Source organism: Streptomyces sp. NPDC048419 (assembly GCF_043200415.1).
Lineage (GTDB): Bacteria > Actinomycetota > Actinomycetes > Streptomycetales > Streptomycetaceae > Streptomyces.
This window is the reverse complement of the sequence record NZ_JBICXT010000016.1, coordinates 95,996-122,069: the sequence shown is the minus strand read 5'-3', so window position 1 is coordinate 122,069 and position 26,074 is coordinate 95,996. Positions and strand designations below refer to the sequence as shown.

Here is a 26,074-nt window from a genome sequence, read left to right as displayed (position 1 = left end):
CCGGTTCCACCGGCCCCGGCAGGCGCTCGGCCCACCGGGTCAGCCTTCCGGCTCAGCCCTCCAGCTCGGCCCGCGCCGCGACGAATGCGTCCACCGCCCGGTTCACGTCCTGCGTGGAGTGTGCCGCCGACAGCTGGACGCGGATGCGGGCCTGGCCCTGCGGGACGACCGGGTACGAGAAGCCGATCACGTACACACCGCGCTCCAGCAGCAGCTCCGCCATGCGCCCGGCCACCGACGCGTCGCCGATCATCACGGGGGCGATGGCGTGGTCGCCGGGGAGGATCTCGAAGCCCTCCTCCACCATCCGGCGGCGGAACAGCGCCGTGTTCTCGGCGAGCCGGACCCGGAGGTCGTCCGCCGACTCCAGCAGGTCGAGGACCTTCAGGGAGGCCGCGGCGATCACCGGGGCGAGGGTGTTGGAGAAGAGGTACGGGCGCGAGCGCTGGCGCAGCAGGGCGACGATCTCGGCACGCGCGGCGACGTAGCCGCCGGAGGCGCCGCCGAGGGCCTTGCCGAGCGTGCCGGTGATGATGTCGACGCGGTCCATGACGCCGTGCAGTTCGGGGGTGCCGCGGCCACCGGGGCCGACGAAGCCGACGGCGTGCGAGTCGTCGACCATGACCATGGCGTCGTAGCGGTCGGCGAGGTCGCAGATCTCCGCGAGCGGGGCCACGTAGCCGTCCATGGAGAAGACGCCGTCGGTGACGATCAGGCGGCGCCGTGCGTCGGCGGCGTCCTTCAACTGCTTTTCCAGATCGGCCAGATCACGGTTGGCGTAGCGGAAGCGGCGGGCCTTGGACAGGCGGATGCCGTCGATGATCGACGCGTGGTTGAGGGCGTCGGAGATGACGGCGTCCTCGGCGCCGAGCAGCGTCTCGAAGACGCCGCCGTTGGCGTCGAAGCAGGAGGAGTAGAGGATCGTGTCCTCCTGGCCGAGGAAGGCCGCGAGGCGCGCCTCCAGCTCCTTGTGCACCTCCTGGGTACCGCAGATGAAGCGGACCGAGGCCATGCCGTAGCCCCAGCGGTCCAGCGCCTCGTGCGCGGCGGCGACGACCTCGGGGTGGTCGGCGAGGCCCAGGTAGTTGTTGGCGCAGAAGTTGAGGACCTCGCCGGGGCGGCCGCCCGCGGTGACGTTCACGGTCGCGGACTGCGGGCTGCCGATCACGCGCTCGGGCTTGTGCAGGCCGGCGGCGCGGATCTCGTCGAGAGTGGCGCGCAGGTCGTCGCGCACGGAGTCGAACATGGGGGAAGCTCCTAAAAAGCCGTCGCCGAAAGGGAGTTACGCGGTCCAGTCGAGGATGACCTTGCCGCCGCGGCCGCTCGCCGCGTCGGCGAACGCCGCCTCGAAGTCGCGGTGGCCGTACCGGCCGGTGATCACGGGCGACAGGTCGAGGCCGCCTTCCAGCAGTACCGACATCGCGTACCAGGTCTCGAACATCTCACGGCCGTAGATGCCCTTGATGGTGATCATCGAGGTGACGATCCGGGACCAGTCGACCGGGAACTCCGCGGCGGGCAGGCCGAGCATGGCGATCCGGCCGCCGTGCGTCATGTTGGCGATCATGTCCCGCATGGCCTCGGGGCGGCCGGACATCTCCAGGCCGATGTCGAAGCCCTCGCGCAGCCCCAACTCCTTCTGCCCGTCGGCGATTTCGGACTGCGAAACGTTCAGGGCGAGGCTGACGCCGATCTTGCGGGCCAGCTCCAGGCGCTCCTCGCTGACGTCGGTGACGACGACGTTGCGGGCGCCGGCGTGGCGGGCCACCGCGGCGGCCATCAGGCCGATCGGACCGGCGCCGGTGATCAGCACGTCCTCGCCCACCAGCGGGAAGGAGAGCGCGGTGTGGACCGCGTTGCCGAACGGGTCGAAGATCGCCGCCACGTCGAGGTCGACGGGCACGCGGTGCACCCACACGTTCGACGCGGGCAGGGCGACGTACTCCGCGAACGCCCCGTCACGGCCGACGCCGAGCCCGATGGTGGACCGGCACAGGTGGCGCCGCCCGGCCAGGCAGTTGCGGCACTTGCCGCAGACGAGGTGGCCCTCACCGCTCACCCGGTCGCCGACGGCGATGTCCGCGACGTCCCGGCCGGTCTCCACGACCTCGCCGACGAACTCGTGCCCGACCACCAGCGGGGTGCTGATCGCCTGCTGCGCCCAGCCGTCCCAGGCCCGGATGTGCAGGTCGGTGCCGCAGATACCGGTACGCAGCACCTTGATCAGTACGTCACCGTGTCCGACCGCCGGCTCCGGAACGTCCGCAAGCCACAGCCCCGGCTCCGCCTTCTCCTTGACCAGCGCCTTCACGTACGGCTCCTGTGCTCGAGGGCCCGGATGCGGGCATGCCGAAACCGCCCGCATCCGGAGGTGGGGGGTGGAATCACCCAGCAATCTGCCGCACCGCACCACCCCGGGTCCATCGAGGATTTCTTAAGCCGCGCCCCAGATCCGCTTCACACCTGCCCCCGCTCGAAGTAGGCGACCAGATCGTCGTCCAGCGGCGCCACTTCCTGCACGGCGCCTCCCGCGCGCAGCGACCGGGTCGCCCCGTATCCCGCCGCGACCGCCATCCGTGCGGCGACCGGTGAGGTGTCGGTGCGTCCGCCCTCCCGTACGAAGCGCAGGAACTCGTCGATGATCAGCGGGTCCGCGCCGCCGTGCTCGGCGTCGTTCACGGGCTCGGACACCTGGTACTCCGCGTCGGGCTCGGCGCGGTAGCCGGAGCGGCGGGCGTTCCACACCCGCACCGCTCCCCCGGGGATGTCGCCGAAGTTCTCCAGACGGCCCTCGTCGCCGATGACGGTGTAGTTGCGCCAGTAGTCGGGGGTGAAGTGGCACTGCTGGTAGGCGGCCAGCACCCCGTTGTCCAGGCGCATGTTGACCATCGAGACGTCCTCCACGTCGATCACCGGGTTGAGGGCGCGCTGGGTGTGCGGCGGCCAATGGCCGTCCTCCGTGTACCAGTCGGCGCTCTTCGGCTCGCCGGGGGCGCGGCGGTGCGGGTTGTCGCCGTACACCATGAGGTCGCCGAAGGCCTGTACCTGGCGGGTCCAGCCGCCCGCCAGCCAGTGCAGCACGTCGAGGTCGTGGGCGCCCTTCTGAAGCAACAGGCCTGTGGTGTAACGGCGTTCGGCGTGCCAGTCCTTGAAGTAGAAGTCGCCGCCAAGGCCGACGAAGTGGCGTACCCAGACCGTCTTGACCGTGCCGATGTCGCCGCGCGCGACGATCTCCCGCATCCGGCGGATCACCGGCATGTGCCGCATGTTGTGGCCGACGTAGAGGCGCGTGCCGGTCTCGCGGGCGGTGCGCAGGATCCGGTCGCAGCGCTCCACGGTGATGTCGAGGGGTTTCTCGACGAAGACGGGCTTGCCCGCGCCCAGGGCCGCGCAGGCGAGGTCGGCGTGGGTGTGGTCCGGGGTGAGGATCAGCACGGCGTCGACGTCCGGGTCCTCGGTCACCTTGCGGTGGTCCTCGACCGTCCGCACCCCGTCGATCAGCTCGGCGGCCTGGTTCCGGCACGCCGGGTCGTGGTCCGCGACGACGGTCACGCGGGCGCCCCCGCCGGGCCGGTGGGCGACCCGGGCGAGGGAACCGCGCAGTCCGAAGCCGAGAACACCGAGGCGCAGGTCGGTCATGGTGGACCCTTCCTTGGCCGTGCGCCCCGGGCTGCTCGCTGGACCGGGCTAGTCGAGGCGGGAGACCTGGTAGTGGCTGATGAGCCAATCGTCTCCCACCCGGGTGACCAGCATCGAGAGCTTCACGGGCAGGACGGGCCGGTCCGTGAAGGAGAACTCGACGTCGAGGTAGCCGAGGACGACGCCGTCGGCGGGCCGTCTGGTCTCCAGGACGCGGTAGGCCGCCTTCATCCCCAGGGGCTGGGAGTCGTAGTAGGCGACGACGCCCGGCCGCCCCACGCTGTAGGGGTGCAGCCCCTGGAAGACGGCGTCCTCGGTGAAGGTGGCGGCCACGCGCTCGGGTCGGTGTGCGTCGACCCCGGCCTTCCACCGGTCGAGGACGCTGCTGAGGATCTTCTCGTCCTCCGCTGTGGTGGTCATGTCCGCTCCTTGCTCGCTGACCTGATGGGTTGTCAGTGTCCGGCGCTCATACCGCCGTCGACATGCAGGATCTCGCCGGTGACGAAGGGGGCCGTCTCCAGGAAGAGCACCGCGTCCACAATGTCGCCGACTTCGCCCATCCGGCCGACCGGATGCAGGCCGGCGAGGACCTCGTGGGTCTCCTCCGGGTGCATGGGCGTCTTGATGGTGCCGGGTGAGACGGCGTTGACGCGCAGGCCGCGGGTGGCGTACTCGATGGCGAGGGACTTGGTCGCGGACTGCAGACCGCCCTTGGTCAGCGAGGCCAGTACGGAGGGGACGTTGGCGTCCGCGTTGTCGACCAGGCTGGTGGTGATGCTGACGATGTGCCCGCCGCCCTGGGCCAGCAGCCGCGGCACGGCCTGCTGGGTGATGTGGAAGAACCCGGCGGTGTTGATCCCGGTCACGGCGGCGTAGTCCTCGGCGGTGTAGTCCGTGAACGGCTTCGCGACGAAGACGCCTGCGTTGTTGACCAGGGTGTCGATGCGGCCGAACCGCTCGACGGCGGCCGTGATCACGCGCTCGGCGGTGGCCGGGTCGGCGATGTCGCCCTGGACGGTCAGGACGTCCGCGTCGTCGACGGGGGCGATGGTGCGCGAGGTCGCGACGACCGCGTAGCCCAGCTTGCGGTATCCCTCGACGAGTGCTGCGCCGATGCCCTGCGAGGCGCCGGTGACGATCGCGACCTTCTGGTTCTGCGTGCTGAGGTTCCGCGTGCTGAGGTTCCGCGTGCTCATGGTGACCTTCTCCGAATGCGGGACCGATCTACTAGACGACCGGTCGACTATTTGGAAAGTAGGTCGCCGGACCTGTGGCGTCAAAGGCTGAAGGGGGTCTGCGCGGGACCGGTTTCCTCCTGTCTGCGAGGCGCAGGCTCACACCGCAGATCAGGCGGATCGGGAGGTCCGGGCGACGGTGCTCACCAGCTGATCGTGGCCGCCACCGGAAGGTGGTCGCTGCCGGTGGCGGGCAGCACCCACGACCGGTCCGGCGTGACGCCCCGGACCAGGACCTGGTCGATCCGCGCCACCGGGAACTTCGCCGGCCAGCTGAAGCCGAAGCCGTCCCCGGCCACGTCCTGGGCCGAGCGCAGCCGCGAGGTGAGGCCGGCGAACGCGCGGTCGTCCAGGGTGCCGTTGAGGTCGCCGAGCAGCACCACCCGCCCGTTCTTCTCGGCGGCGACGGCCTTGCCGAGCGCCTGCGCCCCCCGGTCCCGCTGGGCCGTCGAGAAGCCCGCCCTGGGATTCACGCGTACGGACCCCAGGTGGGCCACGTACACGGCCAGCGGTCCCTGCCGCGTGGCCACCGTGGTGCGCAGCGCCCGGGTCGAGGCCAGCTTGACGTCGGCCGGCTTGGTGGCCGCCAGCGGCCCGTAGTCCATCCCGTCGTAGACCGGCCGGGTCTCCGACAGCGGCAGCTTGCTCCACAGCCCGACCGTGCCCAGCACCACGTGGTACGGGTACGCCCTCGTCAGCCCCTTCTCGTACACCGGTTTCGCCCGCTCGCTCAGCTCCACCAGGGCCAGCACGTCCGCCCCGGATGCGGCCAGGTCGCGCGCGGTGGCGGCCGGATCGGGGTTGCCGGCGTCGACGTTCTGACTGGCCACGGTGAGGTCGCCGCCCGGGCGGGACTTGTCGCCGAGCAGTCCGGCGAAGAGGTTCAGCCACACCACGACCGGCAGCAGCAGCGCGACGACCGCGGAGGCGGAGCGGCGCCACAGCGCCCCGGCCAGCAGCACCGGGACGAACAGGCCGAACCACGGCAGGAAGGTCTCCACCAGACTGCCGAGGTTGCCGATCCGGTTCGGGATCTTCGCGTGCAGCAGCATGAGCAGGCCGAGCAGCAGCGCCGGCGCCGCGAGGGCCGGGCCGCGCTTCCAGGGCCCGGGGCGGGAGCCGGCGCGGATCGCCCGGCGGATACCCGCGCGCCAGGTACCGGCTCCTCGCCCACGGTCGCCGGTGGTGGTGTCCGTGGTGGTGTCCGTATCAAAAGCGCTGGTCACTGCTGCATCCTCGGGTCCTGGGTGGGGTCGGCGTACAGGTGCGGGTTCTTGTAGATCAGTACTGGGCGACCGCCTCGCGGTGGAGCTGCGTCCGGGTCACGGCCGGAACCGTGTCGCCGAAGACCGTCACGGCGTCGGGAACGGCACCGTCCTTCGGTAACTCGTAGGCGAGGGCAGCGGTGATCGCCGTCGGCGCGACGAGCAGGCCGGGGACGAGGAGTGGGCGGGTTCGCGTCATCCCGCCAGTCAAGGCGGCGCGGTGTTGCCGGCACGTATGCGGATTTCGATATGCCCGCGATATGCGCGGGCTCGTAGCGTTGAGGGCATGCGTGTGCTGATTGTCGAGGACGAGCCCTATCTGGCGGAGGCGATCCGCGACGGCCTGCGCCTGGAAGCGATCGCGGCCGACATCGCGGGCGACGGCGACACCGCTCTGGAGCTGCTGAGCACCAACACCTACGACATCGCCGTCCTCGACCGCGACGTCCCCGGACCGTCCGGCGACGAGATCGCCAAACGCATCGTCGCTTCCGGCAGCGGCATGCCGATCCTCATGCTCACCGCGGCCGACCGTCTCGACGACAAGGCATCCGGGTTCGAACTCGGCGCCGACGATTACCTTACGAAGCCCTTCGAACTCCAGGAACTCGCGCTCCGGCTCAGGGCACTCGACCGCAGACGCGCCCACAGCAGGCCTCCCGTACGGGAGATCGCGGGCCTGCGGCTGGACCCGTTCCGCCGCGAGGTCCACCGCGACGGCCGCTATGTCGCGCTGACCAGGAAGCAGTTCGCGGTGCTCGAAGTCCTCGTCGCGGCCGAAGGCGGTGTGGTCAGCGCCGAAGAACTCCTGGAACGCGCGTGGGACGCGAACGCCGACCCGTTCACCAACGCCGTACGCATCACCGTCTCGGCACTGCGCAAGCGTCTCGGCGAACCCTGGATCATCGCCACGGTGCCCGGTGTCGGATACCGCATCGACACGGCACCGCAGGCCGGGCGTGAGGGTGCGGACCGTGGATAGGCGGCCCGGGCTGAGCGTCCGCCTCAAGCTCACCCTCAGCTACGCCGGATTCCTCGTGCTGGCCGGCTTCCTGCTGCTCGCGGCCGGGTGGGTGTTCCTGAACCGTGTGCCGCACGTCGGGCTCATCATGGTGCCCAACTACCGCCTCGCCGTCGTGCGCGAGTTCGCTCCGTTCGCGGCCGCCGCACTGGCGTTCCTGCTGGTGTTCGGCCTCGTCGGAGGCTGGCTCCTCGCCGGCCGCATGCTCGCCCCGCTGACCCGCATCACGGACGCCACCCGCATGGCCACGGACGGCTCGCTCTCCCACCGGATCCGGCTGCCGGGCCGCGAGGACGAGTTCCGCGAACTGGCGGACGCCTTCGACACGATGCTCGCGCGGCTCGAAGCGCACGTCGCCGAACAGCAGAGATTCGCGGCCAACGCCTCGCACGAACTGCGCACCCCGCTCGCGATCTCGAAGACCCTGCTCGACGTGGCCCGCACCGATCCGCACCACGACACCGGCGAGATCATCGACCGCCTCCACGCCGTCAACACCCGGGCGATCGACCTCACCGAAGCACTGCTGCTGCTCAGCCGCGCCAACCAGCGGTCCTTCGCCCGGGAGCCTGTCGACCTGTCCCTCATGGCGGAAGAGGCCACCGAAACGCTCCTCCCGCTCGCCGAGAAGCGCGGCGTCAAGATCGAGACGTCCGGCGACATCACGCGCACCGTCGGATCGCAGGCGCTGCTGCTGCAACTGGCCATGAACCTCGTGCACAACGCGATCGTCCACAACCTGCCCGATCAGGGCACCGTGTGGGTCAGCACCGGCGTCCGCGCCAGGAGTGTGCTGCTCAGGGTCGAGAACACCGGTGAGAAGCTCACCCCGCAGGTGGCCGCGACACTCACCGAGCCGTTCCAGCGCGGCACCGAGCGCGTCCACACCGACCACGTGGGCGTCGGCCTCGGCCTGGCGATCGTCAAGACCATCACCGAGGCACACGACGGAATCCTCACGCTCACCCCGCGCTCCGCCGGCGGGCTTCGCATCACCGTGGAGCTACCCGCCCCGTCAGCGATCTGACGGGGCGTGCGGGTCGTCCGCCGGGAGCCAGGCGTCCGCGGCCCGGATGCCGAGATCGCCGATGCCGTCGCAGAGGGCGTCCACGACGCCGAGGACGGCGTCGCGCTGCTCGCCGTCGCGCCACACCAGGGACCAGGTCCAGTAGACCGTCGGTGCGACGATCTCGCGGCGCACCAGGTCCGAGGGCAGCAGATTCGTCTGCCCCTTGGGGCAGTTGACGACCGGGCGGGTGCAGCGGCGGACGTGGTCGAAGAAGGCGGGGCCGGTGATCGCGCCGTCGGAGATGCGGACCGTACGGGCCCCGGTGGTCTGCGCCAGCTCCTCGCCGTAGACGTTCCACGATGCCCAGGAGGTGACGTCGTCGTCGATGAGGACGTCGGTGTCGCGGGCCGCCACATCCGGTACGTCACCGCTGTCGGCGCCCTTGGCGACGGCGTACAGCCGGTCCGCGCCGATCAGATGGGCGCGCAGCTTGAGGCGGGCGAGGTCCTCGCCGCGCACCCAGCACACCGCCAGGTCCAGGCTGCCGTCGGCGACCCGGGCGGCCTGCGTGTGCGAGGGGGCGACCCAGGCGTCGAGGTGCACCCGGGCCACCGCGGCCGTACGCGAACTCAGGTCCGGCGGGAGCCAGTTGACGTAGCCAAGGCGCACCGCTTGCGAGCCCGACAGCCGGCCGGCCCGGCGCTTCAGATCTTCGGCGCCCTCCAGCAGCTCGCGGGTGTGAGGCAGGAGAGCGGCGCCGGCCGGGGTGAGGGAGACCGAGCGGCGGTCGCGGTCGAACAGCCGCACCCCCAGGTCCCGTTCGAGGGCCTTGATCTGCTGGGAGAGCGAGGGGCCCGCGATGAGAAGGCGATCCGCGGCCCGGCCGAAGTTCAGCTCTTCGGCGACCGCGACGAAATACCGCAGCTGGCGCAGTTCCACGCGCGCCATGCTACGCGCGCTGAGAGGCTGCGCCTCTCAGTAGCGAGAAAGCCGGTCGTGGCATCGGTGCTGGTGGCGGGCGCACGATGAGAGCACGTCACCGAAGACCGGAGGGGGACCATGCGAGAGTTCCTGGTCGAGATCACCACCACCGTCCCCGAGGGCACCGGCCAGGACGAGGTCGACCGGCGGCGCGCCGCCGAGGCCGTCCGCGCCAAGGAGCTGGCCGCGACCGGACACCTGGCCCGGCTGTGGCGCCCCGTCGGCGAACTGCACAGCATCGGCGTCTGGCGGGCCGCCGGCGAGGAGGAGCTCCACGAGAAGGTGCTCGGCACCCTGCCGCTGCGCCCGTGGATGACCCTCACCGTCACCCCGCTCGAGTCCCACCCCAACGACCCGGCCCGGGGCGACGGCGTCCGATGAGCGCCACCTCTCCCTGGCGCCATGTCGCCCAGGCCGCGGCGGCACTCGCGGCGGGCATGGGCGTCGGCCGCTTCGTCTACACCCCGATCCTGCCCCTCATGCACACCCAGGCGGGCCTGTCCGCGGGCGCCGGAGCGAACCTGGCGACCGCCAACTACGCCGGCTACCTCGTCGGCGCCCTGGCCGGCATCCTCGCCCCCGCCCTGGTCCGCTCCCGCACCGTCCTGCGCGGCTCGCTGCTGTTGCTGACCACCACGCTCGCCGCGATGCCGCTCACCCACAGCGCGGTGCTGTGGGGCGCGCTGCGGCTGCTGGCGGGGGTGACGAGCGCGCTCGTCTTCGTCGTCGCGGTCGGCTCGCTCCTGCACCATCTGCGCGAGCACCCGCCGCACCTGCCCGGCTGGGCGTTCGGCGGGGTCGGAGCCGGGATAGCCCTGTCCGGGCTGCTGGTCCTCGCGCTACGGCCGGTCGCCGACTGGCGGGCGGCCTGGTGGTCGGCGGCCGCACTCGCGGCGGTGCTCGCCATCGGCTCCTGGAACCTACGGCCGGAGGACGCACCCGCCGTCCAGCAGTCCCGGAGCGGCACCGGGCCCCGCACACACCGCTGGTTCGTCGCACTGTTCGTCAGCTACACCCTGGAGGGCGTCGGCTACATCGTCGCCGGGACCTTCCTGGTCGCCGCCATCGGACAGGGCTCCCCCGGCTGGATCGGCAGCGGCGCCTGGGTGCTGGTGGGCCTCGCCGCCGTCCCGTCCTCGGCCCTGTGGGCCCGGCTCGGGCACCGCTTCTCCCGGCCCGGACTGCTGCTCACCGCCCTGGTGATCCAGGCGGCCGGCATCGCCCTGCCCGCCCTGGCCGGGACGACGGCGGCCGCGCTGGTCTCGGCGGTCCTGTTCGGCGCCACCTTCCTCGGCGTCAGCACCCTCGCCCTGGCCACCGGCGCCCACCTGCGCTTTCCCCGCTCGGTCGCGCTGCTGACCGCCGGCTACTCCGTCGGCCAGATCCTGGGCCCGCCGGCCGTCGCCCCGCTGCTGCGCCACGGCTACCACCAGGCACTGCTCCTGGCCGCCCTCGCGGTCCTCGCCGCGGCGGCGGCCGCCGCCGTGCTGCGCATCCGCTTCCCGCACCACATGGTCGTAGTACGACACACAGACCCACAACGCCAGCGAGAATCGACCAGGGACGCCCGGCCCGCGTAGGGCCGCGGCCCCGACGCTCGCCCCGCACTCGGCCGACTGACGTGGAGCCGCTCATGAACACCGCACGGGACCTTGCGATCGTCGCCCTGGACGCGACACCCGACCGCCCGGTGGAACAGGGCGACCTCTCCCTCGCCCTCGCCGGCGCCGAGATCTTCGACCTCATCGAGGCCAAGGCCCTCGTCCTGGACGGCGACCGCATCCTCCCCAACGCCCAGGCCCCCACGGGGGACCGCCTGCTGGACGAGGCCGCCGGCGCCCTCGTACGGCAGGAGCCGTACGAGTCGGCCGAGGACTGGCTGTGGCGCCGGGGCCGCGGCCTGGCCGCGGCCTACGTCGACGACCTGGAGCGCGTGGGCCTGACGACCCGCTCGCGCAGCCGCCGGCTTCCGGTGAAGTCCTGGCGCACCGAGCTGGTCGACTCGGCGGCGCGCCGCCGGGCGACCGAGCGCCTGGCGGAGGGCGAACCCGTCCTCACGGCCCTGGCGGCCGCCGCCGGCCTCCGCGACGAACCCGCCGAGCAGGACGCCGACGACGACGCCGTCACGACCGTGCTGGCCGCCGTCGGCGACTCGGTGATGGAACTGGAGGCGGTGCGCCAGCGCAAGCAGATCGAGGACGCGGCGTTCGACAACGTGTGGCGGGGCTACTGAGGGCCTCATCGACCGGAAGGAGTCGTATGGACGCCGAAGTGCGGACCTACGTCGACGGGATCGCACCCGAGCAGCGCCCCCTGTTCGACCGCGTCCACCGCTTGATCCTCGCGACGTATCCCGAGGCGGGCCTCGTGCTGTCCTACGGCATGCCGACCTACCGGGTCGGCGAACGGAAGCTCCACGTCGGAGTGTGGGCGCACGGGGTCTCGTTCTACGGCTGGGACAAGGACCGGGCCGCGGGCTTCATCGCCCGCCACCCGGACCTCGTCAGCGGGAAGGGGACGATCCGGCTGCGCTCCCGGGAGGCGGCGGACGTCTCCGACGAGGAGTTGAGCGATCTCCTTCACGCTTCGCTGGACGCCTGAGGGACGTCCAGCGAGACGGCCTCACTTGCAGGTGCCGCTGCCCGTGTCGCCGTACTTCAGCGCCGTGGAGTCGAAGCCGGGCCCGGGCAGGGTGGGCTGGTAACTCCAGTTGTAGCTGTGGGACTTGAGGGTGAGCTTCATGACGCCGAAGGCGGCGGCCTGGGCGGTGACCACGTTCGGGTTGGCGTAGTCGCCCTCGGTGCCGGCGAGGGTGTCGAGGGCCTCGCCGCCGGAGCGGACGATGAACTCCGGGATGCCGTGGGCCGGGTCGTACTCGCCGGCCGGGTTCATCGCGCGCAGCCGGGCGTAGGCGTGCTGGTGGCCGTTGAGGACGAGCGTGGCGCGGTGCCGGTAGAGGAGCTTCCACCACGCGTCGGCCGCCGCGCCCTCGATGCCGTCGGCGCCGGGCGCGGACGCAGGCACCGTCGCGGTCGAGGCCGTCGTGGCGCTGAAGGTCGGCTGGTGCCAGTACGCGATGGTGCACTGGCGCTTGTTGGCGGCCAGGTCGTGCGAGAGCCACTGGGTCTCCTGCCCGAGGAGGCCGTCGTCCGTGGTGGAGCAGTCGTGGCCGAAGGCGTCCGAGTCGCACTCGGCGTTGAGCGAGATGACGTGCCAGTTGCCGAGGTCGTAGGAGTACCAGCCCTGGGTGGCGGCGGTGTCGTCGCCTGCCTGCCCTTGGGAGTTGGGCGTACCCGCCTGGTCGTGGCCGTTGAAGTAGCCGAAGTAGCCGACGCCGTTCTGCCCGGCCTCGTTGTCGCCCTTCTTTGCGTACGGGTAGTACTCGTGGTTGCCCGGTGCCGGACGCTCGAGCATCTTCAGGCCGCCCCAGGCCTGCTCGAAGGACTTCTCGAAGTCGGTCAACTTGCCCACCTGGTACTGCTCGTCGCCCAGCAGCGCCACCGCGTCGGGGTGCATCTCCGTGGCCTGCTTCGCGGTGGCGAACTCGGCGCTCATGCCGCCCAGCGTGGGGCTGCCGCACTTGAGCGACGCCGGGGTGCCGGCGTTCTCGTCGTCGTCCGGCTCGCAGGCGATGTCGCCGACGGCAGCCAGGGTGTAGGACGCCGCGCCGTGGTGGGCGTAGGGCCAGTCGTTGCCGCGCTGGTTCGCGGCGGCGACGGCCGTGCCGGCGACCGCGAGGACGGCCAGTCCGACAGCTGCGGAGGAGATCTTGGTGGCGCGTCTCATGTGCGGTGTCCTTCCACAGGGAATCGGCCACCGCACGCTAAGCAGCCAGTGGATCAAATGACACAAACGCGCCCCAACAGCTAGGTGAACTCCGAGCGCGAAAAGGGGAGTTCAAGGGCGCGTCACACGAATGGCCCCGCCCGAAGTGAAACCTCCCGTGGGGGCAGGCAGATTGGTCCACATGAAGCACACACACAAAACCCGACTGGAGATATCCATGCCTCGAGCATTCGCGATCAGCGCCGCCCTCGGCATCGCTCTCGCAACCGGATTGGCCACGGCCGGAGCCGCGGTGGCCGCGCCCGCAGCCCCGCACCACGCGACGGTCCAGTCCAGCCCGGTCACCGCAGCCGACCACGGCGGTTGGGGCGGTTGGGACGACGACGACGGCGACTGCAACGGCACGGCCAACATCTGTGCGTGAGACCCGTCTCGCATGAGCCGGGGGTAGGCAGAGGAGGAGGGCTCATCGCCCGCGCAGTTCCTCCTCCGCCTCCCTTCTCTCTCTCAGACCGCCCGCTCCGAGGCGGCCGAAACCCCCAGCAGCGCGCGGCAGTTGTCCCACAGCGGACTCAGCCGGCCGGTGTTGTTATAGAGCTTGGCGAACAGAACCTGGCCCTCCAACTGGGCCACCACCGCACGCGCCGCCTCTCCCGTGTCCGTCACGGTGATGTCACCGCGCTCGCGTGCCTCGGCGACGACCGACTCGACCATGTCGACCTGCGCCTCGAAGATTTCCTGAAGCCGCTCGCGCACGGACTCGTTCTGATTGCTCAACTCCAGGGTGAGATTGCCGAACAGACAGCCCGCGACGGTGCCGCAGCCCTGCTGGGCCGCATGCTGTGCGGCCTCGGTCTCCTCGAACAACTGCCGCAGCCGCCCCAGGGGTTCGCCGTCGCCGCCCAGCGCACGCGTCCAGTCACGCCGCTGGGCCTCCCAGTGCTCGTCCACGACGGCGAGCGCGAGGGACTCCTTGGACTCGAAGAAATGGTAGAAGCTGCCCTTGGGCACGCCGGCCGCCGTACAGATCTCGGCCACGCCCAGCGCGGAGTAGCCACGCGCCTCGATCAGCGAGCGGGCGGCGGCGAGGATCTTCTGCCTGGCATCACTGGTGCGTCCCACAGCTCCAGGGTACGCAATTATTAGACCGGTCGGCTAACAGCCGAGGTCGAGGTGTCACCGCACCAGGCGTGTCACAGCACCGGCAGCCCGTCCGCCTCCCGCCGCTCCAGCCGGGCCACCAGCTCCGCCGCCGACGCCTTGATCGTCTCCAGGCCGGGCCTCCCCCACGGCCGCGGCTCCACGTCGACCACGCACACGGTGCCGAGCACCATCCCGGTGCTGTCGATGAGCGGTGCGCCCAGATACGAGCGGATGCCGAACTCGTCGACGACGGGATTGCCCGCGAACCGCGGATAGTCGCAGACGTCCTCCAGGACCAGCGCCTTGCGCCGCACCACCACATGCGGGCAGAAGCCGTGGTCGCGGGCCAGCGCCCGGCCCAGTACGGGCGTGGTCCCATCCGGCCTCACCACCGGGAACGGCACGTCCGACAGATGCAGCCCCGCGAAGAACTGCCGGTGCTCGTCGATGAAGTTGACCATGGCGTACGGCGTCCCGGTCAGCTCGGCGAGATGGTCCGCGTAGACGTCCAGGGCGGGGTCGGCACACTCCCCAAGACCCAGTCTGCTCAGGCGCAGGGCACGCGCGGGGGCCTCCTTGTCCTCCGGGGTGAGCAGCAGACGACCTGCCGGACGGGCCGGGTCGTACCTCATGGGCGGGCTCCGTCACTGTGGACGTGGGTCATATACGGGCTCCGTGGCGGTGTGCGGGGATCACATGTGGGCGCCGTGGCTCGGCGCGTGCGCCGGGGCGTAGGCGATGAGGTGCCGTACGAGCGTCAGCAGGGTCTGCACCCCGGAACTGGAGATCCGGGCGTCGCAGCGCACGATCGGGATCTCCGGGGGCAGGTCGATGGCGGCGCGGACCTCCTCGGGGTCGTAGCGGTAGGAGCCGTCGAACTCGTTGATCGCGACGATGAAGCCGAGGCCACGCTGCTCGAAGAAGTCGACGGCCGCGAAGCACTCCTCCAGGCGGCGGGTGTCGGCGAGGATGACCGCGCCGAGCGCGCCCTCGGACAGCTCGTCCCACATGAACCAGAACCGCTCCTGCCCGGGCGTGCCGAAGAGATACAGCACATGCTCCGGATCGAGGGTGATGCGGCCGAAGTCCATGGCCACCGTCGTCTCGATCTTGTTCTCGATCCCGTCGAGACTGTCCGTCGCGGCGCTGACCGTGGTGAGCAGCTCCTCCGTACTGAGGGGCGCGATCTCGCTGACCGCTCCCACTAAGGTCGTCTTGCCGACTCCGAACCCTCCCGCCACCAGGATCTTCAGTGCGGTCGGGAAGGGGTCAGAGCTGTCGTCGTAGTCCATCGAGCACTGCCTCCAGAAGGGCCCGGTCAGTCGGGTTGTGGTGGAACTCGGGGGGCTTGGTGGTGAGCACCCCGCAGTCGACGAGGTCCGACAGCAGCACCTTGGTGACCACCGCCGGCAGCTTGAGATGGGCGGCCACCTCGGCGACCGAGACGGGCGCGCGGCAGAGGTCGAGCGCCAGCGCGTGCTCGGGGCCCAGGTAGCCGAGCGGGGTGGCACCGGTGGCCATCACATGCGACAGGAGGTCGAGTGCGATGGTGGGCCGGGTCCGGCCGTTGCTGACCGTGAACGGGCGCACGAGCCGGCCGGCCGCGTCGTCGAGCCAGGGCCCGTCGCCGACCGCCGCCACGCTCAAGGCCTCATCGCCGACGGTTCGACGGCGTGCTGCCGGGGCGCGGTGACCAGGTAGGGGCGGACGCTCTTGACCAGCATCGCCATCTCGTAGCCGAGCACCGCCGCGTCCGCCTCGCGGCCCGCCAGCACCGCCAGACAGGTCCCGGAGCCGGCGGTGGTCACGAACAGCAGGGTCGAGTCGAGTTCGACGACGACCTGGCGGACGTCGCCGCCGTCGCCGAAGCGGACTCCGGCGCTACGGCCGAGTGAGTACAGGCCGGACGCCAGCGCGGCCATGTGGTCGGCACTGTCCGGGTCGAGGCCGTGGACCGACTTCACGAGCCCGTCGCAGGACAGGAGCACCGCACTGGTGGTGTGGGGTACGCGCTGGACGAGGCCGCTCATCAGCCAGTCGAGATCGGATACATGGCCGGTCGGCACGTCGCTCGCCATGATGGATCGACTCCTTGAGGTACGAAGGTCTGTGGGAGCGGTGGGGGTGAAGGCTGAGGTGGTCATCCGGCCGGCGCGCTCCCGTCGTGCCGGGTGGGGTGGTCGATGCCGCGCGCGGATGCGGGGCGCGCCTCGGCTATGTGGGACGCATCCATGGGGCTTACGTCGATGCGGCTTACATCCATGGGGTGCGGCGTGTGAATTGAGGTGGCGCCCATGTGGTGCGCATCAAGGGCGGAAGGCGGAAGCGTGCGGTGGGGCTCTGTGTGGGTGGGGTCCATCAGGGGGTGCAACCCGGCGTGCGCCGTCTGCTCCCCGGGCTCCGGCTCCCGGTGCGCCGCGGGCGCCGTGTGCTCCGGCACCATGTGGATGGCCCCCGTGTGCTCGGGCTCCAGGTTCTGCTGGGCCTCCGCCAGACCGATGCCGCGCTGGAAGGCCGCCATCAGACCCGGGTCGTGGCCTGCGACGTGGTCGGAGTCCTGCCGCGGCGCCGGGCCTTCGCGCAGCTGGGGCACGATGTGCTCCTGGGCGCGGCGGCGGGGCAGTCGGGGAGGCTTGCCCATGGTGCCGCGCACGGTCCCGGTGCGGGGCGCGGGCGCCTCGGCCGTGTTCTCCGCGACGCGCCGCCGCTCGTCGGGGCGGATGCCGGGCAGGGCCTCGGCCGGGTTGGCACGCTCGCCGTGGGTGCCGCGCATGGGCAGCGGTCCGCCCCCGCCCGGTGAACTGCCGTTGAGGGGGCTGCCGTTGGGCGGGGGTGGCGACGGCTGGGTCTCCTGCTGCTGCGCACGCCGCGAGGACCGCGGCTCGGGCACGACATGCAGTCCGGCCGTCTCGGATGCGGGCGCCGAGGGCTCCGACGGCTGCGCTTGCGGATGGGGTTGCGGCCGCGACTGCGGCTGCGGTGGAAGGTGCGGGGAGGGCGCCGGCGACTGCGCGAGGGACATGGGCGCGGACAGCCCCACCGCGCCCATCGCTCCCGTTGCCCCCGTACCGCCCTGCCCCTGCGACGTGGCGTCTCCGGGCACCCCCGGTCCCGAGCCCAACAGCGCCTGGGGCACGACGAGGACGGCCTGCACACCGCCGTAGATATTGGTCTGCAGGCGGACGTTGATGCCGTGCCGACGGGCGAGTTGGGAGACGACGAACAGTCCGATACGGCCGTCCGCGAGCAGGCTCGCGACGTTGACCTGGTCGGGGTCGGCGAGCAGGGCGTTCATCTTCTTCTGCTCGCCGACCGGCATGCCCAGGCCCCGGTCCTCGACCTCGACCGCGAGACCGGAGGTGACGAGGTTGGCGCGCAGCAGGACCTGGGTGTGCGGGGCGGAGAACACCGAGGCGTTCTCGACGAGTTCGGCCAGCAGGTGGATCACGTCGGCGACGGCGTGGCCGCGCAGGGTGCCGTCGATCGGCGGCACCAGCTTGACCCGGGAGTACTGCTCGACCTCGGCGATGGCCGAGCGCAGCACCTCGGTCATGGAGACGGGGTGGCTCCACTGCCGGCGCGAGACGGCACCGCCGAGGACGGCGAGGTTCTCGGCGTGCCGGCGGATACGGGTGGCGAGGTGGTCGACGTGGAAGAGCCCCTTGAGCAGATCGGGGTCCTCGATCTCGTTCTCCAGCTCGTCGAGGATCGAGATCTCCCGGTGCACCAGCGACTGCAGCCGCCGGGCGAGATTGACGAAGACCTCGAGCTTCTGCTCGCTGCCCGCCTGGCTGGAGAGCTGCGCTGCCTGCACGACGGCGGTGACGGCCCCGTCGTGCGCACGGGTCAGGTCGGCGGCCAGCAGTTCGAAGTCGTCGGCGCCGTCGCGCGGACCACTGCGCGGCTTGCGCTGGGGCGGAGCCTCGCCGCGGCGCAGCGCCTCCACGAGGGCGCTCAGGTCGGCCTCCCCGCGCGCGCTGCTGCGGCGCAGGGCGGCGACGCGGTCGCTGACCGAACGGGCGGCGCGGTCGGCGGCCACGACGGCGATCAGGATGCCCGCGAGCGTGACCGCGGCGGCACCGGCCATCACCCCCCACAGGGTCAGGCCCGGCCGCGCTCCGGTGGACCGGACGGTGAACAGCACGGCCGCGGCTGCGCTCAGGGCCACCGCGATCGGTGGCAGCACCGCGAGCCGCATCAACTGGGGCCGTATATGGGCCTCGGGCAGAGAGGGCACGGGACGGGCGACCGGCCGTCCGTGCCGCCCGCCTTCGCGGCGGTCTGCGCGTGCGGCCGGGGCGCGGAGGTGAGACATCGGTGTCCTCGTCGTACTGGTCCGTCGGTGCCGAAGCGCGGGCTGCGCTTTTCGGGCAGGCGGGCGCCCGATGGACACTCACAGTAGTCGCCAACGCATCATGTGCGGTGGGCAGTTGACAAAGTCCCACGCACAGCGTCCCGCTCTGGTATGAGCCCTCGTACGACAGACCGATAAACCGAGCGAGGCCATGAACTTGCCAGGCATAGGAACGATCAGAGCTGGTCAGAAGCGGTCACGACGAAACGGTGAAGGCCGGGGAGCAACTTCTCCCCGGCCTTCACCGGCCGATCTCCACCACCCGCCGCCCGCTCCCCGAGGACCGCTTCAAAGCCATCCGGGGACCCCCGCGACCCCTCCCCCAAACGTCACTCAGAGTATCGACGACAGGCGTCTGGTCACCCCTTCGGCTGGGTGAAACGGATGCTGTTGCCGAAGGGGTCGCGCAGGCCGCAGTCGATGCCGTACTCGCGCTCGGTCGGCTCCTCGGTGAACTCGACGCCCTTGGCCCGCAGCTCCTCGTACGTCTTGCGGCAGTCGTCCGTGCTGAAGATGAGGTAGCCGCCCGTCGCTCCCTTGGTCAGCAGGTCGCGGACCTGCTCCGCGATCTCGTCGGAGAGCCGCGGCGGGCCGGGCTTCTCCAGCAGGACCTCGCGGTCGGGTTGGCCGGGGACGTTGAGGGTCAGCCAGCGCATGAAGCCGAGGTCGGCGTCGGTGTTGACCTCCAGGCCGAGCTTGCCGACGTAGAAGTCGAGGGCCTGGTCCTGGTCGAGGACGTAGATCTGCGAGTGCGTGATTCCTGTGAACATGCACCTCACGCTACGAGCCCGGCGGCACGAAAACTTATCCAGAACTGCTCTGTCGGCCGAGGCCGCCGTCCGAGCAGACCCTCACACACCCCCTCACGCACCCGGCCGCATCCACGCCATCGTGAAACAGGTCGGCACGTCCAGGGCGACGGCCTGCTTGCGGTACTCCCGCGGCGAGCGGCCCACGATGTCCCTGAACGTACGGCTGAAGGTTCCTGGGCTGCCGAAGCCGACCTCGAAGCAGATGTCGGTGATGCTGCGGTCGCTCTCCCGCAGCAGAAACATCGCCCGCTCCACGCGCCGCCGCTGCAGATAGCGGTGCGGCGTCTCGCCGAACGTGGCCCGGAAGGTGCGCGCGAAGTGGGCCGGGGAGACATGGGCGATCCGCGCCAGGGCCGGCACGTCCAGCGGCTGCGCATAGGCGCGGTCCATCGCGTCCCGGGCCCGGAGCATGCGGCGGTTGGTCTCTTCGGAGGCGCGGCTCACGGGGCCATCACACCATGGCCGGAGGCTCTCCCCGGAGGAGCCCTCACCGGTGGAGGTGGGCCAGGCCCCCTTCGTTCACGGGGTAGGGGCGTTCCTCGGGCAGGAGCCGCCGTGCCGCGTCCAGGTCTCCGTCGCGTACCTGCGCATGGACGGTGTGGGCGAGCGGTGTGACGTCGGTGATGGAGACGGTCCACTCGTCGGCATAGAGACGCGAGGCTTCACCGGCGAGGCCGAGCTGGACCGAACGGTGGGCGCGCGGCCGGAGGTGCAGGTCGCGTTCGGGGTCCCACTGCACCCGGGCCGGCGCCCGCTTCAACTCGCGCTTCCACCCAGCCTGGTCGGCGTGCAGACCATGCTCGTAGTGGGACAGGCAGGCGTGCCGCAGTGCCCACTCGAATCCGCCACGGGAGATCTCGACGGCGAGGACGGCCTCCTGCCCCTCCTTGGCGCCCCATCCGCAGCGGTACATCATCCACTGGAACGACGGTTTGATCCAGGTCAAGCCGTGTTCACAGCCCCATATTGGTTGCACTACCTACCGGAACCGCTCGCCGGAGTCCTTGTCAGCGGGGAGTCCTGCCCGCCCAGGTCGATGCGGAATGGCGGGTACTCATCGGTCATCAGCGCGGCATAGGCAGCCACTCGTGCGACCCAGCGGGCCAGGCCTAGCAGGAAGTCGAAAAGGTGAACCGGGTAACGGGCGGTGAACGCCAGGATGATCACGGCGACCAGGGAGAGGAAGGGGATCAGACCGCCGTAACGCCAACTGTCCCCACTCCCTTCTGCCCAGCCACCGACGAACATCCCGACGACGATGTACTGCGGGATCGCTAGCAGCCACCACTTCACCAGGACCAGGCCGCGGGAGAGGCGCTCGGGATAGGCGACGTCGAAGTGCGCTGGGTAGTCGGGCACATCCGCGAGGGTGAACGGCGGGTACCGGTCGGTGCCGAGCACGGTGTGGGCGTAATAGCTGACACGCCAGTTCCAGCGCAGTACGCCGACATTGAAGTCGAAGAGGGACCGGGGGAAGCGGCCGGTGAACAGGATGGCGAAGAACGCGACGACGGTCACGAAGACGAACGCAATCCACAGGAAGAAGAGCACGATGTAGTGCGGGACGGCGAGGAGCCACTTCACCAGCCACAGCCATCTGGACAGCCCGGGATCGACAGACGCCTCGATACGTACAGTGGACGCGGCAACAGGAATCATGTGGACCAACTCCTTTCGAGCGTCCCCGGCCGGCGGCCATCCGACCGTGCAAGCACCCGAACGGGTAGGGGGCAAGGCGGTCGCCTGATCATGAGTTCAGGCTGACACGCGAGGTGGAAGGCCGCGACTCGGGCGGGCGCGCTTGCCCCGGAAAGAACAGCGGCCAGGGGCGTCATTGCCACCAGCCAAACGAGCCTGGCAACGGCATCCTTGCTCATCATCGACAGGGCACGGCTGGGAGATCCATGTCAAGCCGCGCTCATGTCCCTTTTGGAAACCGGGTCAACCGTTTTGGAACCGGCTCGACCATCCCGCGCCGACGTGGAGCGGCTGGTTCTCGCAGTTCGAGTGCATGCGAACGGCGGTAGCGTGCTTCCGGAACCGGACACCGGGAAGGGCGCAGAGCGACCAAGGCGTGGTGGCTCATGCTCACAGACCATTTGACCCATGTTCGGCAGTGCGCGAACCGGCTCGGAGCCAACATTTTGGCCTCGCGCTTCGCGCCGCTTGGACTCGATCCAGGTTTCTGTTCGTTTCTGTTCGCCGAGTGGACGACTCAGTCGGCGCCGTCGGCCCTCACGCCGCTCTCGATACCGAGGGCCTGGCGCATCTGCTGCTGCACGACAGCCAGATGGCTCCACGACTCGTCGACTCCTGCCGCGCGGCGCTCAGTTCGTCCTGGTCGTACGGCGTGGTCGCAGCTGTGCGCTTGAGCAGTCCGTAGCCCGTGTTCAGCCGGTGACCAGCAGTTGTAGCTGCCGCCAGCGTCAGGTACCACCGTCTCGGCCTCTGCATAGCTGTCCCGTTGAGCAATGCGACTGGCTTCGAGCCGCTCCAGGCATAGGTTGACAGCGGTGTCCCTCCGCAGGGCGTGCAGGAGGTTGACCTGGGCGGTCATGTACTGCCGTGAGGCCGTATTCAGCGCTATGTAGCAGGAACGGAGCAGCACGACGAGCGCCTCGGCCTTCTGCTCTGCGCACTCTGCCTCCAGAAGCTCCTCGGCCTGCTCGCGCTCCTCACGTCTCTGCGCGCGCTGCTTCCAGCTCCATCCGGTTCGTCCGGTTCGGCCAGACTCTGGGTCAGGAGTGCCGCGGCGAGCGTGCCGCCAACTCCCACGATGGCAACCACCAGCGCGGACCATCCCCCGCTCATGCCCTCACGCTCCTTGCTTACGCAGGTCCCCGAGAGGTCTGCCCGAACGCACACACCCGGCCGGAGCGGGCTTGTTCCGACTCAGCGCAGGCCTTGGAAAGTGCGCTCACAAGGGCTCAAGGCCTACTCGCCGCGGACCCTACCGCTCCTCACAGCAGGCTTTCGTCCCGAACGATCCACCCCGCACCCAACTCGCGGCGCAGCACGTCCAATGTGCTGAGCGCCTGCTGCTTGAACCGTTGGAGCTCCTGGTCGGACCACGGTGACGGATCCGGCGGATAGTCCCAGTCGATCGACGACTGGTACCACTCGCTCAACCTGGCCAGCTCGGCCCGTGTCTCCGGACTGATCGGCAGGCGCGCCAGATCACAGGGGTAGCCGTACGGGCTGTCCATGTCTTCCGGCCACAGCGGGGTGTCCACGCCGGCCTCGAAGAAGAACCGCAGATGGTGGATCATGCCGCACCTTCTCATGGACCTGCCCATTCGCATCTGGTCAGCCGTGTCCACCAGACCGCACGAGCAGCGTGTTTGAGGTCTGTGAGCGCGGCTTGATGACCCAGGTCAAGCCACGTTCGTAGCCCTTTTTGTGCAACTTCAGTCCAGTACGGATCGCTGCGCGGATACTGGATCAGGTGGGCACAGCGCGGATGCATCTGTTTGTTGCATATCAGTTACCTAAAAAGGGCTTCCGTGCGTGATGGTTTCGGAATCATGCGTACATGACTTTGTGGCAGATATTGCGCTGGGTGGGGGCTGCTGTCGGTCTGGGTGCTCTGATCTTGTTCTTCGCCCTGCTGGGGCTGGATCGCGCGGATCAGTTGAGCAGCGTGCTGAGTCTGTTCTTCACGGTGGCCGGCTTCGTGCTGGCAGTGGTGAGCCATCTCCGGCAGCAGCCTGCGAATGGGCCCTCGCCTGTCGCCCGTGGTGGGTCGATCGCCTCGCGTGGAAGCGTGCGCGGCTCAAAGGCCATCGACACCGCTTCGACTTCCGCTTCGTCCGGTTGGCCGTCCACGGGGACGGGACCGTCGGCCGACAGTGGTTCGATCGCGGCAGACGGTGACGTCCGGGATTCCGAGGCCCGGCGGGGTTCGTAGTGGGCCGCCGGAAACCGAGTCGCACGAAGCGCGGCGGAGGCACACCGGGCCTGTCGGCCGACAAGGGCTCGATCGTGGCGGGCCGGGATGTCAAGAGCGCCACGTCTTTCCATACGCACAACACGGTGTTGCCTACAGGAGCACTAAAGAGCGCTCCGAGGGTAAAGGCGCCGGCAGGACTGAGTAATATACCTAGACCACACGGGTTCGTCGGACGTGGTCGCCAGCTCGCCGCGCTGGATGCAGCATTCTCCGCGTCTGGGGAATCCGTAACGCAGGTTCTTCACGGTCTGGGCGGGGTAGGCAAGTCCACGCTGGCCGCGTATTGGGCGGCAACAAAGTCGCGAACTTCCCTCCGGTGGTGGATCACTGCCGAGTCCGCTGCCGCCGTGGACTCCGAGCTTGCGGAGTTCGCGAAGGCTGTCCACCCCGCCCTCATGACTATGGAGCTGGGAACCGCCGAACTGCGCGAGTGGGCTCTGTTATGGCTGGCCGCTCATCGGAATTGGCTGATAGTTCTGGATAACGTCAACGATCCCCAGGATGTTCGCGAGATCATCGAACGGGCTGGCATTCGTGGACGGTTTCTTATCACCACTCGCCGCGCGACAGGCTGGCATCACTTGTCTCCGACGGTAATTCTCGACGTTCTGGAAATGTCCGAAGCAATCCAGCTGTTCACTCGCATCTTGAATCATCAAAAAGAGCGGAACAGTGACGGTGCTGCCGAGGTCTGCGAGGAAGTAGGTTTTCTTCCTTTGGCGGTCGAACAGGCTGCCTCTTATTGCGTCGAAACGGGGGTCTCCCCGCGAGAGTATTTGGACCTGCTTACTAGTAAGCCAGCTCAAATGTTTGCTGGAGCCCTGGAAGACGGCGAAGCTGACCGCACGATCGCCCGCATTTGGAACATCACTCTAGATCAGCTCGTTGACACTCCGCTGGCGGGAGACGTACTTCGAGTGCTGGCCTGGTATGGCTCTCATAGCATCCCACGGAGCCTACTCGACGATCTCGCCTATCCATCCTTTGCACGCGAAAAGATTCCAGGGCTGCGGTCAGAATGCTCGCATAGCCCAAAAGCGCTGCACGTGAGAATTCGCAACATTTCACGTCGACAAATGGAGAAACTGGCCGACCCGCTCGCACTTAATGAGGCAATCGGTAGACTCGCCGCCTATAACATGATAAGCGAGAAGAATGGCACTATAACGGTCCATCGACTAGTTCAAGCCATCGCGCGAACCCCTGATCGCAAAGATCCGCATCGCCAAGAAAAGGACATCAGGAATGCGCAGCGAGTGGCAGCGAGCAGCCTGAAGAACCATCTTATCACCGGCACACACAAGCCCAGTAAGTTGCCGACGTGGGCCGCGCTACTGCCCCACATAACTGCGCATACCGATCGAACCACGCCAGAATTGGAAACGGTTACCACGGCTTGGCTTCTGAGGGAGGTCTCGATTTTCCTCTGCCACGAGGGAGGCGTAGCCCGAGCTATTGCGAAAGGTAGTCGCGCGGTTGATATTTATGAACGCCTGCTTGGTGAGAAGCACGACGCCACACTCGTTAGCCGTGACAGGCTCGCGGCAAACTACCTTGCGGCGGGCGATCTCATGCGTGCCATTCCATTGCTGGAGTCTGTCCTTGTCGACACAGAGCGCAACCTAGCCTGGGATCATCCAGATGCTTTGAAACGTCGCAATAATCTCGCCGCCGCCTACAAGGAGGCTGGTGATCTAGGTCGCGCTATCCCTCTGCTGGAGTCCAATCTGGCTAACGTAGATAATTCAAATCACAGCGACCGCAACTACGTCATGATCTTTCGCAATAGTCTCGCCGATGCATACCAGAATGCTGGCGACCTTGAGCGTGCCATCGCCTTGTACGAGTCCAATCTCGCTGATGCCGAGCGCCTCCTCGGGAGCGATCACCTCAACACCTTGTTCCAACGCAGCAGTCTCGCGGGTGCCTATCAGGAGGCTGGCGACCTTGAGCGTGCCATCCGGTTGCTCGAGTCCAGTCTCTCTGACGCTGAACGTCTTTTGGACAGCAACGACCCTAGAACTTTCATGTGCCGACGCAACCTCGCGGCCGCTTATCAAGATGCGGGGGATCTCGAGCGAGCGATTCCCTTGTTCGCCTCGAATCTTACTGACTCAGAGCTTGCTCTTGGTAGGGACCACTTCATGAGCTTGGTCCACCGTGATGCACTAGCGGCTGCTCACCAGGCCGACGGGGATCCTAAGCGCGCCTTGAGATTGCTCAAGTCCGCCCTTGCAGCCACAGAACGCGTTCACGGTATTGATCACCCGGAAACACTCAGGCGCCGCAATAATCTCGCTGGCGCTCACCAAGAGGCGGGAGAACTTGGGTGCGCCATCAGCTTGTATGAGTTCAATCTCACCGAAACCGAACGCCTCCTCGGCAGGGACCATAGAAATGCTCTGATCCATCGTAATAATCTTGCTGGCGCCTACCGAGAGGGGGGAGAACTTGAGCGCGCCATCAGCTTGCATGAGTTCAATCTCACCGAAACCGAACGCCTCCTCGGCGGGGACCACCGATATATCCTGATCCATCGGAACAGCCTCGCGATTGCTTGTCAGGAGGCGGGGCACCTTGAGCGAGCCATCTCTTTGTTCGAGTTGAACCTTGCCGCAGCAGAACGCGTTCTCGGTAGCGACCACATCGACACGCTGGAGAGCCGCAACGATCTCGCGATTGCTTGTCAGGAGGCGGGGGACCTTGAGCGAGCCATCTCTTTGTTCGAGTTGAACCTTGCCGCAGCAGAACGCGTTCTCGGTAGCGACCACATCGACACGCTGGGGAGCCGCAACGATCTCGCGATTGCTTGTCAGGAGGCGGGGGACCTTGAGCGAGCCATCTCTTTGTTCGAGTTGAACCTTGCCGCAGCAGAACGCG

30 protein-coding genes are annotated in these 26,074 nt (G+C 68.9%); 10 read left to right on the top strand and 20 right to left on the bottom strand.

All coding sequences use genetic code 11. The features are described 5' to 3' along the window. Positions 1–52: 52 nt before the first annotated feature. From ACGFYN_RS29930 to ACGFYN_RS29900, 7 genes are all read right to left on the bottom strand, one after another. Positions 53–1,246 carry a glycine C-acetyltransferase gene (locus ACGFYN_RS29930; RefSeq protein WP_393869003.1) on the bottom strand — a complete coding sequence of 398 codons (1,194 nt, stop codon included), beginning with the start codon at positions 1,244–1,246 and terminating at the stop codon, positions 53–55. Between the two features lie 36 nt (positions 1,247–1,282). Next, positions 1,283–2,311, bottom strand: coding sequence for an L-threonine 3-dehydrogenase (tdh, locus tag ACGFYN_RS29925; RefSeq protein WP_393869002.1), 1,029 nt, complete (start codon positions 2,309–2,311; stop codon positions 1,283–1,285). A 146-nt stretch (positions 2,312–2,457) separates the two neighbouring features. After that, positions 2,458–3,639, bottom strand: coding sequence for a Gfo/Idh/MocA family protein (locus tag ACGFYN_RS29920; RefSeq protein ID WP_393869001.1), 1,182 nt, complete (start codon positions 3,637–3,639; stop codon positions 2,458–2,460). A 48-nt stretch (positions 3,640–3,687) separates the two neighbouring features. Then, entirely contained in the window at positions 3,688–4,059 is a 372-nt protein-coding gene (locus ACGFYN_RS29915) for a YybH family protein (RefSeq protein WP_393869000.1), read from the bottom strand. A 32-nt stretch (positions 4,060–4,091) separates the two neighbouring features. Beyond that, positions 4,092–4,835: an SDR family NAD(P)-dependent oxidoreductase gene (locus tag ACGFYN_RS29910; protein WP_393868999.1), complete on the bottom strand. Its 744-nt coding sequence runs from the start codon at positions 4,833–4,835 to the stop codon at positions 4,092–4,094. 182 nt (positions 4,836–5,017) lie between these two features. Further along, on the bottom strand, positions 5,018–6,004 hold the full coding sequence (locus tag ACGFYN_RS29905) for an endonuclease/exonuclease/phosphatase family protein (RefSeq protein WP_393869093.1): 987 nt from the start codon (positions 6,002–6,004) through the stop codon (positions 5,018–5,020). 151 nt (positions 6,005–6,155) lie between these two features. Beyond that, positions 6,156–6,338 carry a hypothetical protein gene (locus ACGFYN_RS29900; RefSeq protein ID WP_393868998.1) on the bottom strand — a complete coding sequence of 61 codons (183 nt, stop codon included), beginning with the start codon at positions 6,336–6,338 and terminating at the stop codon, positions 6,156–6,158. Positions 6,339–6,425: 87 nt separating this feature from the next. Here ACGFYN_RS29900 and ACGFYN_RS29895 point away from each other — a divergent pair, with 87 nt between their 5' ends. Together ACGFYN_RS29895 and ACGFYN_RS29890 are read left to right on the top strand one after the other, a co-directional pair. After that, complete coding sequence (locus ACGFYN_RS29895; RefSeq protein WP_393868997.1) at positions 6,426–7,121, top strand: response regulator transcription factor; 696 nt, start codon at positions 6,426–6,428, stop codon at positions 7,119–7,121. Then, positions 7,114–8,187, top strand: a complete 1,074-nt coding sequence (locus tag ACGFYN_RS29890; RefSeq protein WP_393868996.1) for a sensor histidine kinase — start codon at positions 7,114–7,116, stop codon at positions 8,185–8,187. The genes ACGFYN_RS29895 and ACGFYN_RS29890 overlap by 8 nt, the downstream gene beginning before the upstream one ends. Here ACGFYN_RS29890 and ACGFYN_RS29885 read toward each other — a convergent pair. Continuing rightward, on the bottom strand, positions 8,176–9,117 hold the full coding sequence (locus ACGFYN_RS29885) for a LysR family transcriptional regulator (protein ID WP_393868995.1): 942 nt from the start codon (positions 9,115–9,117) through the stop codon (positions 8,176–8,178). The genes ACGFYN_RS29890 and ACGFYN_RS29885 overlap by 12 nt on opposite strands. A gap of 111 nt (positions 9,118–9,228) precedes the next feature. On the opposite strand from ACGFYN_RS29885, the gene ACGFYN_RS29880 reads away from it, so the two are divergent. The 4 genes from ACGFYN_RS29880 to ACGFYN_RS29865 are packed head-to-tail and all read left to right on the top strand — an operon-like array spanning position 9,229 to position 11,751. Beyond that, the gene (locus ACGFYN_RS29880) at positions 9,229–9,531 is read left to right on the top strand and encodes a muconolactone Delta-isomerase family protein (RefSeq protein WP_393868994.1); all 303 of its coding nucleotides are present in this window, start codon (positions 9,229–9,231) and stop codon (positions 9,529–9,531) included. Next, positions 9,528–10,730, top strand: coding sequence for a YbfB/YjiJ family MFS transporter (locus tag ACGFYN_RS29875; protein ID WP_393868993.1), 1,203 nt, complete (start codon positions 9,528–9,530; stop codon positions 10,728–10,730). The genes ACGFYN_RS29880 and ACGFYN_RS29875 overlap by 4 nt, the downstream gene beginning before the upstream one ends. A 53-nt stretch (positions 10,731–10,783) precedes the next feature. Beyond that, entirely contained in the window at positions 10,784–11,383 is a 600-nt protein-coding gene (locus ACGFYN_RS29870; protein ID WP_393868992.1) for a GPP34 family phosphoprotein, read from the top strand. Between the two features lie 26 nt (positions 11,384–11,409). Further along, positions 11,410–11,751, top strand: coding sequence for an iron chaperone (locus ACGFYN_RS29865; protein WP_393868991.1), 342 nt, complete (start codon positions 11,410–11,412; stop codon positions 11,749–11,751). A 21-nt stretch (positions 11,752–11,772) separates the two neighbouring features. Here the strand turns inward: ACGFYN_RS29865 and ACGFYN_RS29860 are convergent, their stop codons facing one another. Continuing rightward, on the bottom strand, positions 11,773–12,936 hold the full coding sequence (locus ACGFYN_RS29860; RefSeq protein WP_393868990.1) for a metallophosphoesterase family protein: 1,164 nt from the start codon (positions 12,934–12,936) through the stop codon (positions 11,773–11,775). 217 nt (positions 12,937–13,153) lie between these two features. On the opposite strand from ACGFYN_RS29860, the gene ACGFYN_RS29855 reads away from it, so the two are divergent. After that, on the top strand, positions 13,154–13,360 hold the full coding sequence (locus ACGFYN_RS29855) for a hypothetical protein (RefSeq protein WP_393868989.1): 207 nt from the start codon (positions 13,154–13,156) through the stop codon (positions 13,358–13,360). A gap of 83 nt (positions 13,361–13,443) precedes the next feature. Here the strand turns inward: ACGFYN_RS29855 and ACGFYN_RS29850 are convergent, their stop codons facing one another. From ACGFYN_RS29850 to ACGFYN_RS29805, 10 genes are all read right to left on the bottom strand, one after another. After that, positions 13,444–14,058, bottom strand: coding sequence for a TetR/AcrR family transcriptional regulator (locus ACGFYN_RS29850; RefSeq protein ID WP_393868988.1), 615 nt, complete (start codon positions 14,056–14,058; stop codon positions 13,444–13,446). Between the two features lie 71 nt (positions 14,059–14,129). After that, positions 14,130–14,711 (bottom strand): GAF domain-containing protein, encoded by a 582-nt coding sequence (locus ACGFYN_RS29845; RefSeq protein WP_393868987.1) that lies wholly within the window; start codon positions 14,709–14,711, stop codon positions 14,130–14,132. Between the two features lie 60 nt (positions 14,712–14,771). Beyond that, positions 14,772–15,371, bottom strand: a complete 600-nt coding sequence (locus ACGFYN_RS29840; RefSeq protein WP_393868986.1) for an ATP/GTP-binding protein — start codon at positions 15,369–15,371, stop codon at positions 14,772–14,774. Next, positions 15,349–15,720 carry a DUF742 domain-containing protein gene (locus ACGFYN_RS29835; protein WP_393868985.1) on the bottom strand — a complete coding sequence of 124 codons (372 nt, stop codon included), beginning with the start codon at positions 15,718–15,720 and terminating at the stop codon, positions 15,349–15,351. Before ACGFYN_RS29835 ends, ACGFYN_RS29840 begins: the two co-directional genes overlap by 23 nt. Positions 15,721–15,722: 2 nt before the next feature. Then, positions 15,723–16,157 (bottom strand): roadblock/LC7 domain-containing protein, encoded by a 435-nt coding sequence (locus ACGFYN_RS29830; protein WP_393868984.1) that lies wholly within the window; start codon positions 16,155–16,157, stop codon positions 15,723–15,725. 62 nt (positions 16,158–16,219) lie between these two features. Then, positions 16,220–18,394 carry a sensor histidine kinase gene (locus ACGFYN_RS29825; protein ID WP_393868983.1) on the bottom strand — a complete coding sequence of 725 codons (2,175 nt, stop codon included), beginning with the start codon at positions 18,392–18,394 and terminating at the stop codon, positions 16,220–16,222. 398 nt (positions 18,395–18,792) lie between these two features. Next, complete coding sequence (locus tag ACGFYN_RS29820; protein ID WP_393868982.1) at positions 18,793–19,203, bottom strand: VOC family protein; 411 nt, start codon at positions 19,201–19,203, stop codon at positions 18,793–18,795. Positions 19,204–19,296: 93 nt separating this feature from the next. Continuing rightward, complete coding sequence (locus tag ACGFYN_RS29815) at positions 19,297–19,689, bottom strand: helix-turn-helix domain-containing protein (protein ID WP_393868981.1); 393 nt, start codon at positions 19,687–19,689, stop codon at positions 19,297–19,299. Between the two features lie 43 nt (positions 19,690–19,732). Continuing rightward, complete coding sequence (locus ACGFYN_RS29810; protein WP_393868980.1) at positions 19,733–20,221, bottom strand: DUF4291 domain-containing protein; 489 nt, start codon at positions 20,219–20,221, stop codon at positions 19,733–19,735. Further along, positions 20,221–20,904: a DUF4389 domain-containing protein gene (locus tag ACGFYN_RS29805; protein WP_393868979.1), complete on the bottom strand. Its 684-nt coding sequence runs from the start codon at positions 20,902–20,904 to the stop codon at positions 20,221–20,223. The genes ACGFYN_RS29810 and ACGFYN_RS29805 overlap by 1 nt, the downstream gene beginning before the upstream one ends. Before the next feature lie 547 nt (positions 20,905–21,451). Here ACGFYN_RS29805 and ACGFYN_RS29800 point away from each other — a divergent pair. After that, on the top strand, positions 21,452–21,628 hold the full coding sequence (locus tag ACGFYN_RS29800) for a hypothetical protein (RefSeq protein ID WP_393868978.1): 177 nt from the start codon (positions 21,452–21,454) through the stop codon (positions 21,626–21,628). 577 nt (positions 21,629–22,205) lie between these two features. Here the strand turns inward: ACGFYN_RS29800 and ACGFYN_RS29795 are convergent. Further along, the gene (locus ACGFYN_RS29795; RefSeq protein ID WP_393868977.1) at positions 22,206–22,514 is read right to left on the bottom strand and encodes a hypothetical protein; all 309 of its coding nucleotides are present in this window, start codon (positions 22,512–22,514) and stop codon (positions 22,206–22,208) included. 263 nt (positions 22,515–22,777) lie between these two features. On the opposite strand from ACGFYN_RS29795, the gene ACGFYN_RS29790 reads away from it, so the two are divergent. Both ACGFYN_RS29790 and ACGFYN_RS29785 read left to right on the top strand, forming a co-directional pair. After that, positions 22,778–23,152 carry a hypothetical protein gene (locus ACGFYN_RS29790; protein WP_393868976.1) on the top strand — a complete coding sequence of 125 codons (375 nt, stop codon included), beginning with the start codon at positions 22,778–22,780 and terminating at the stop codon, positions 23,150–23,152. Further along, positions 23,152–26,074, top strand: a 2,923-nt coding sequence (locus ACGFYN_RS29785) for a tetratricopeptide repeat protein (RefSeq protein WP_393868975.1), incomplete at its 3' end; no start/stop codon positions are given. The genes ACGFYN_RS29790 and ACGFYN_RS29785, both read left to right, overlap by 1 nt.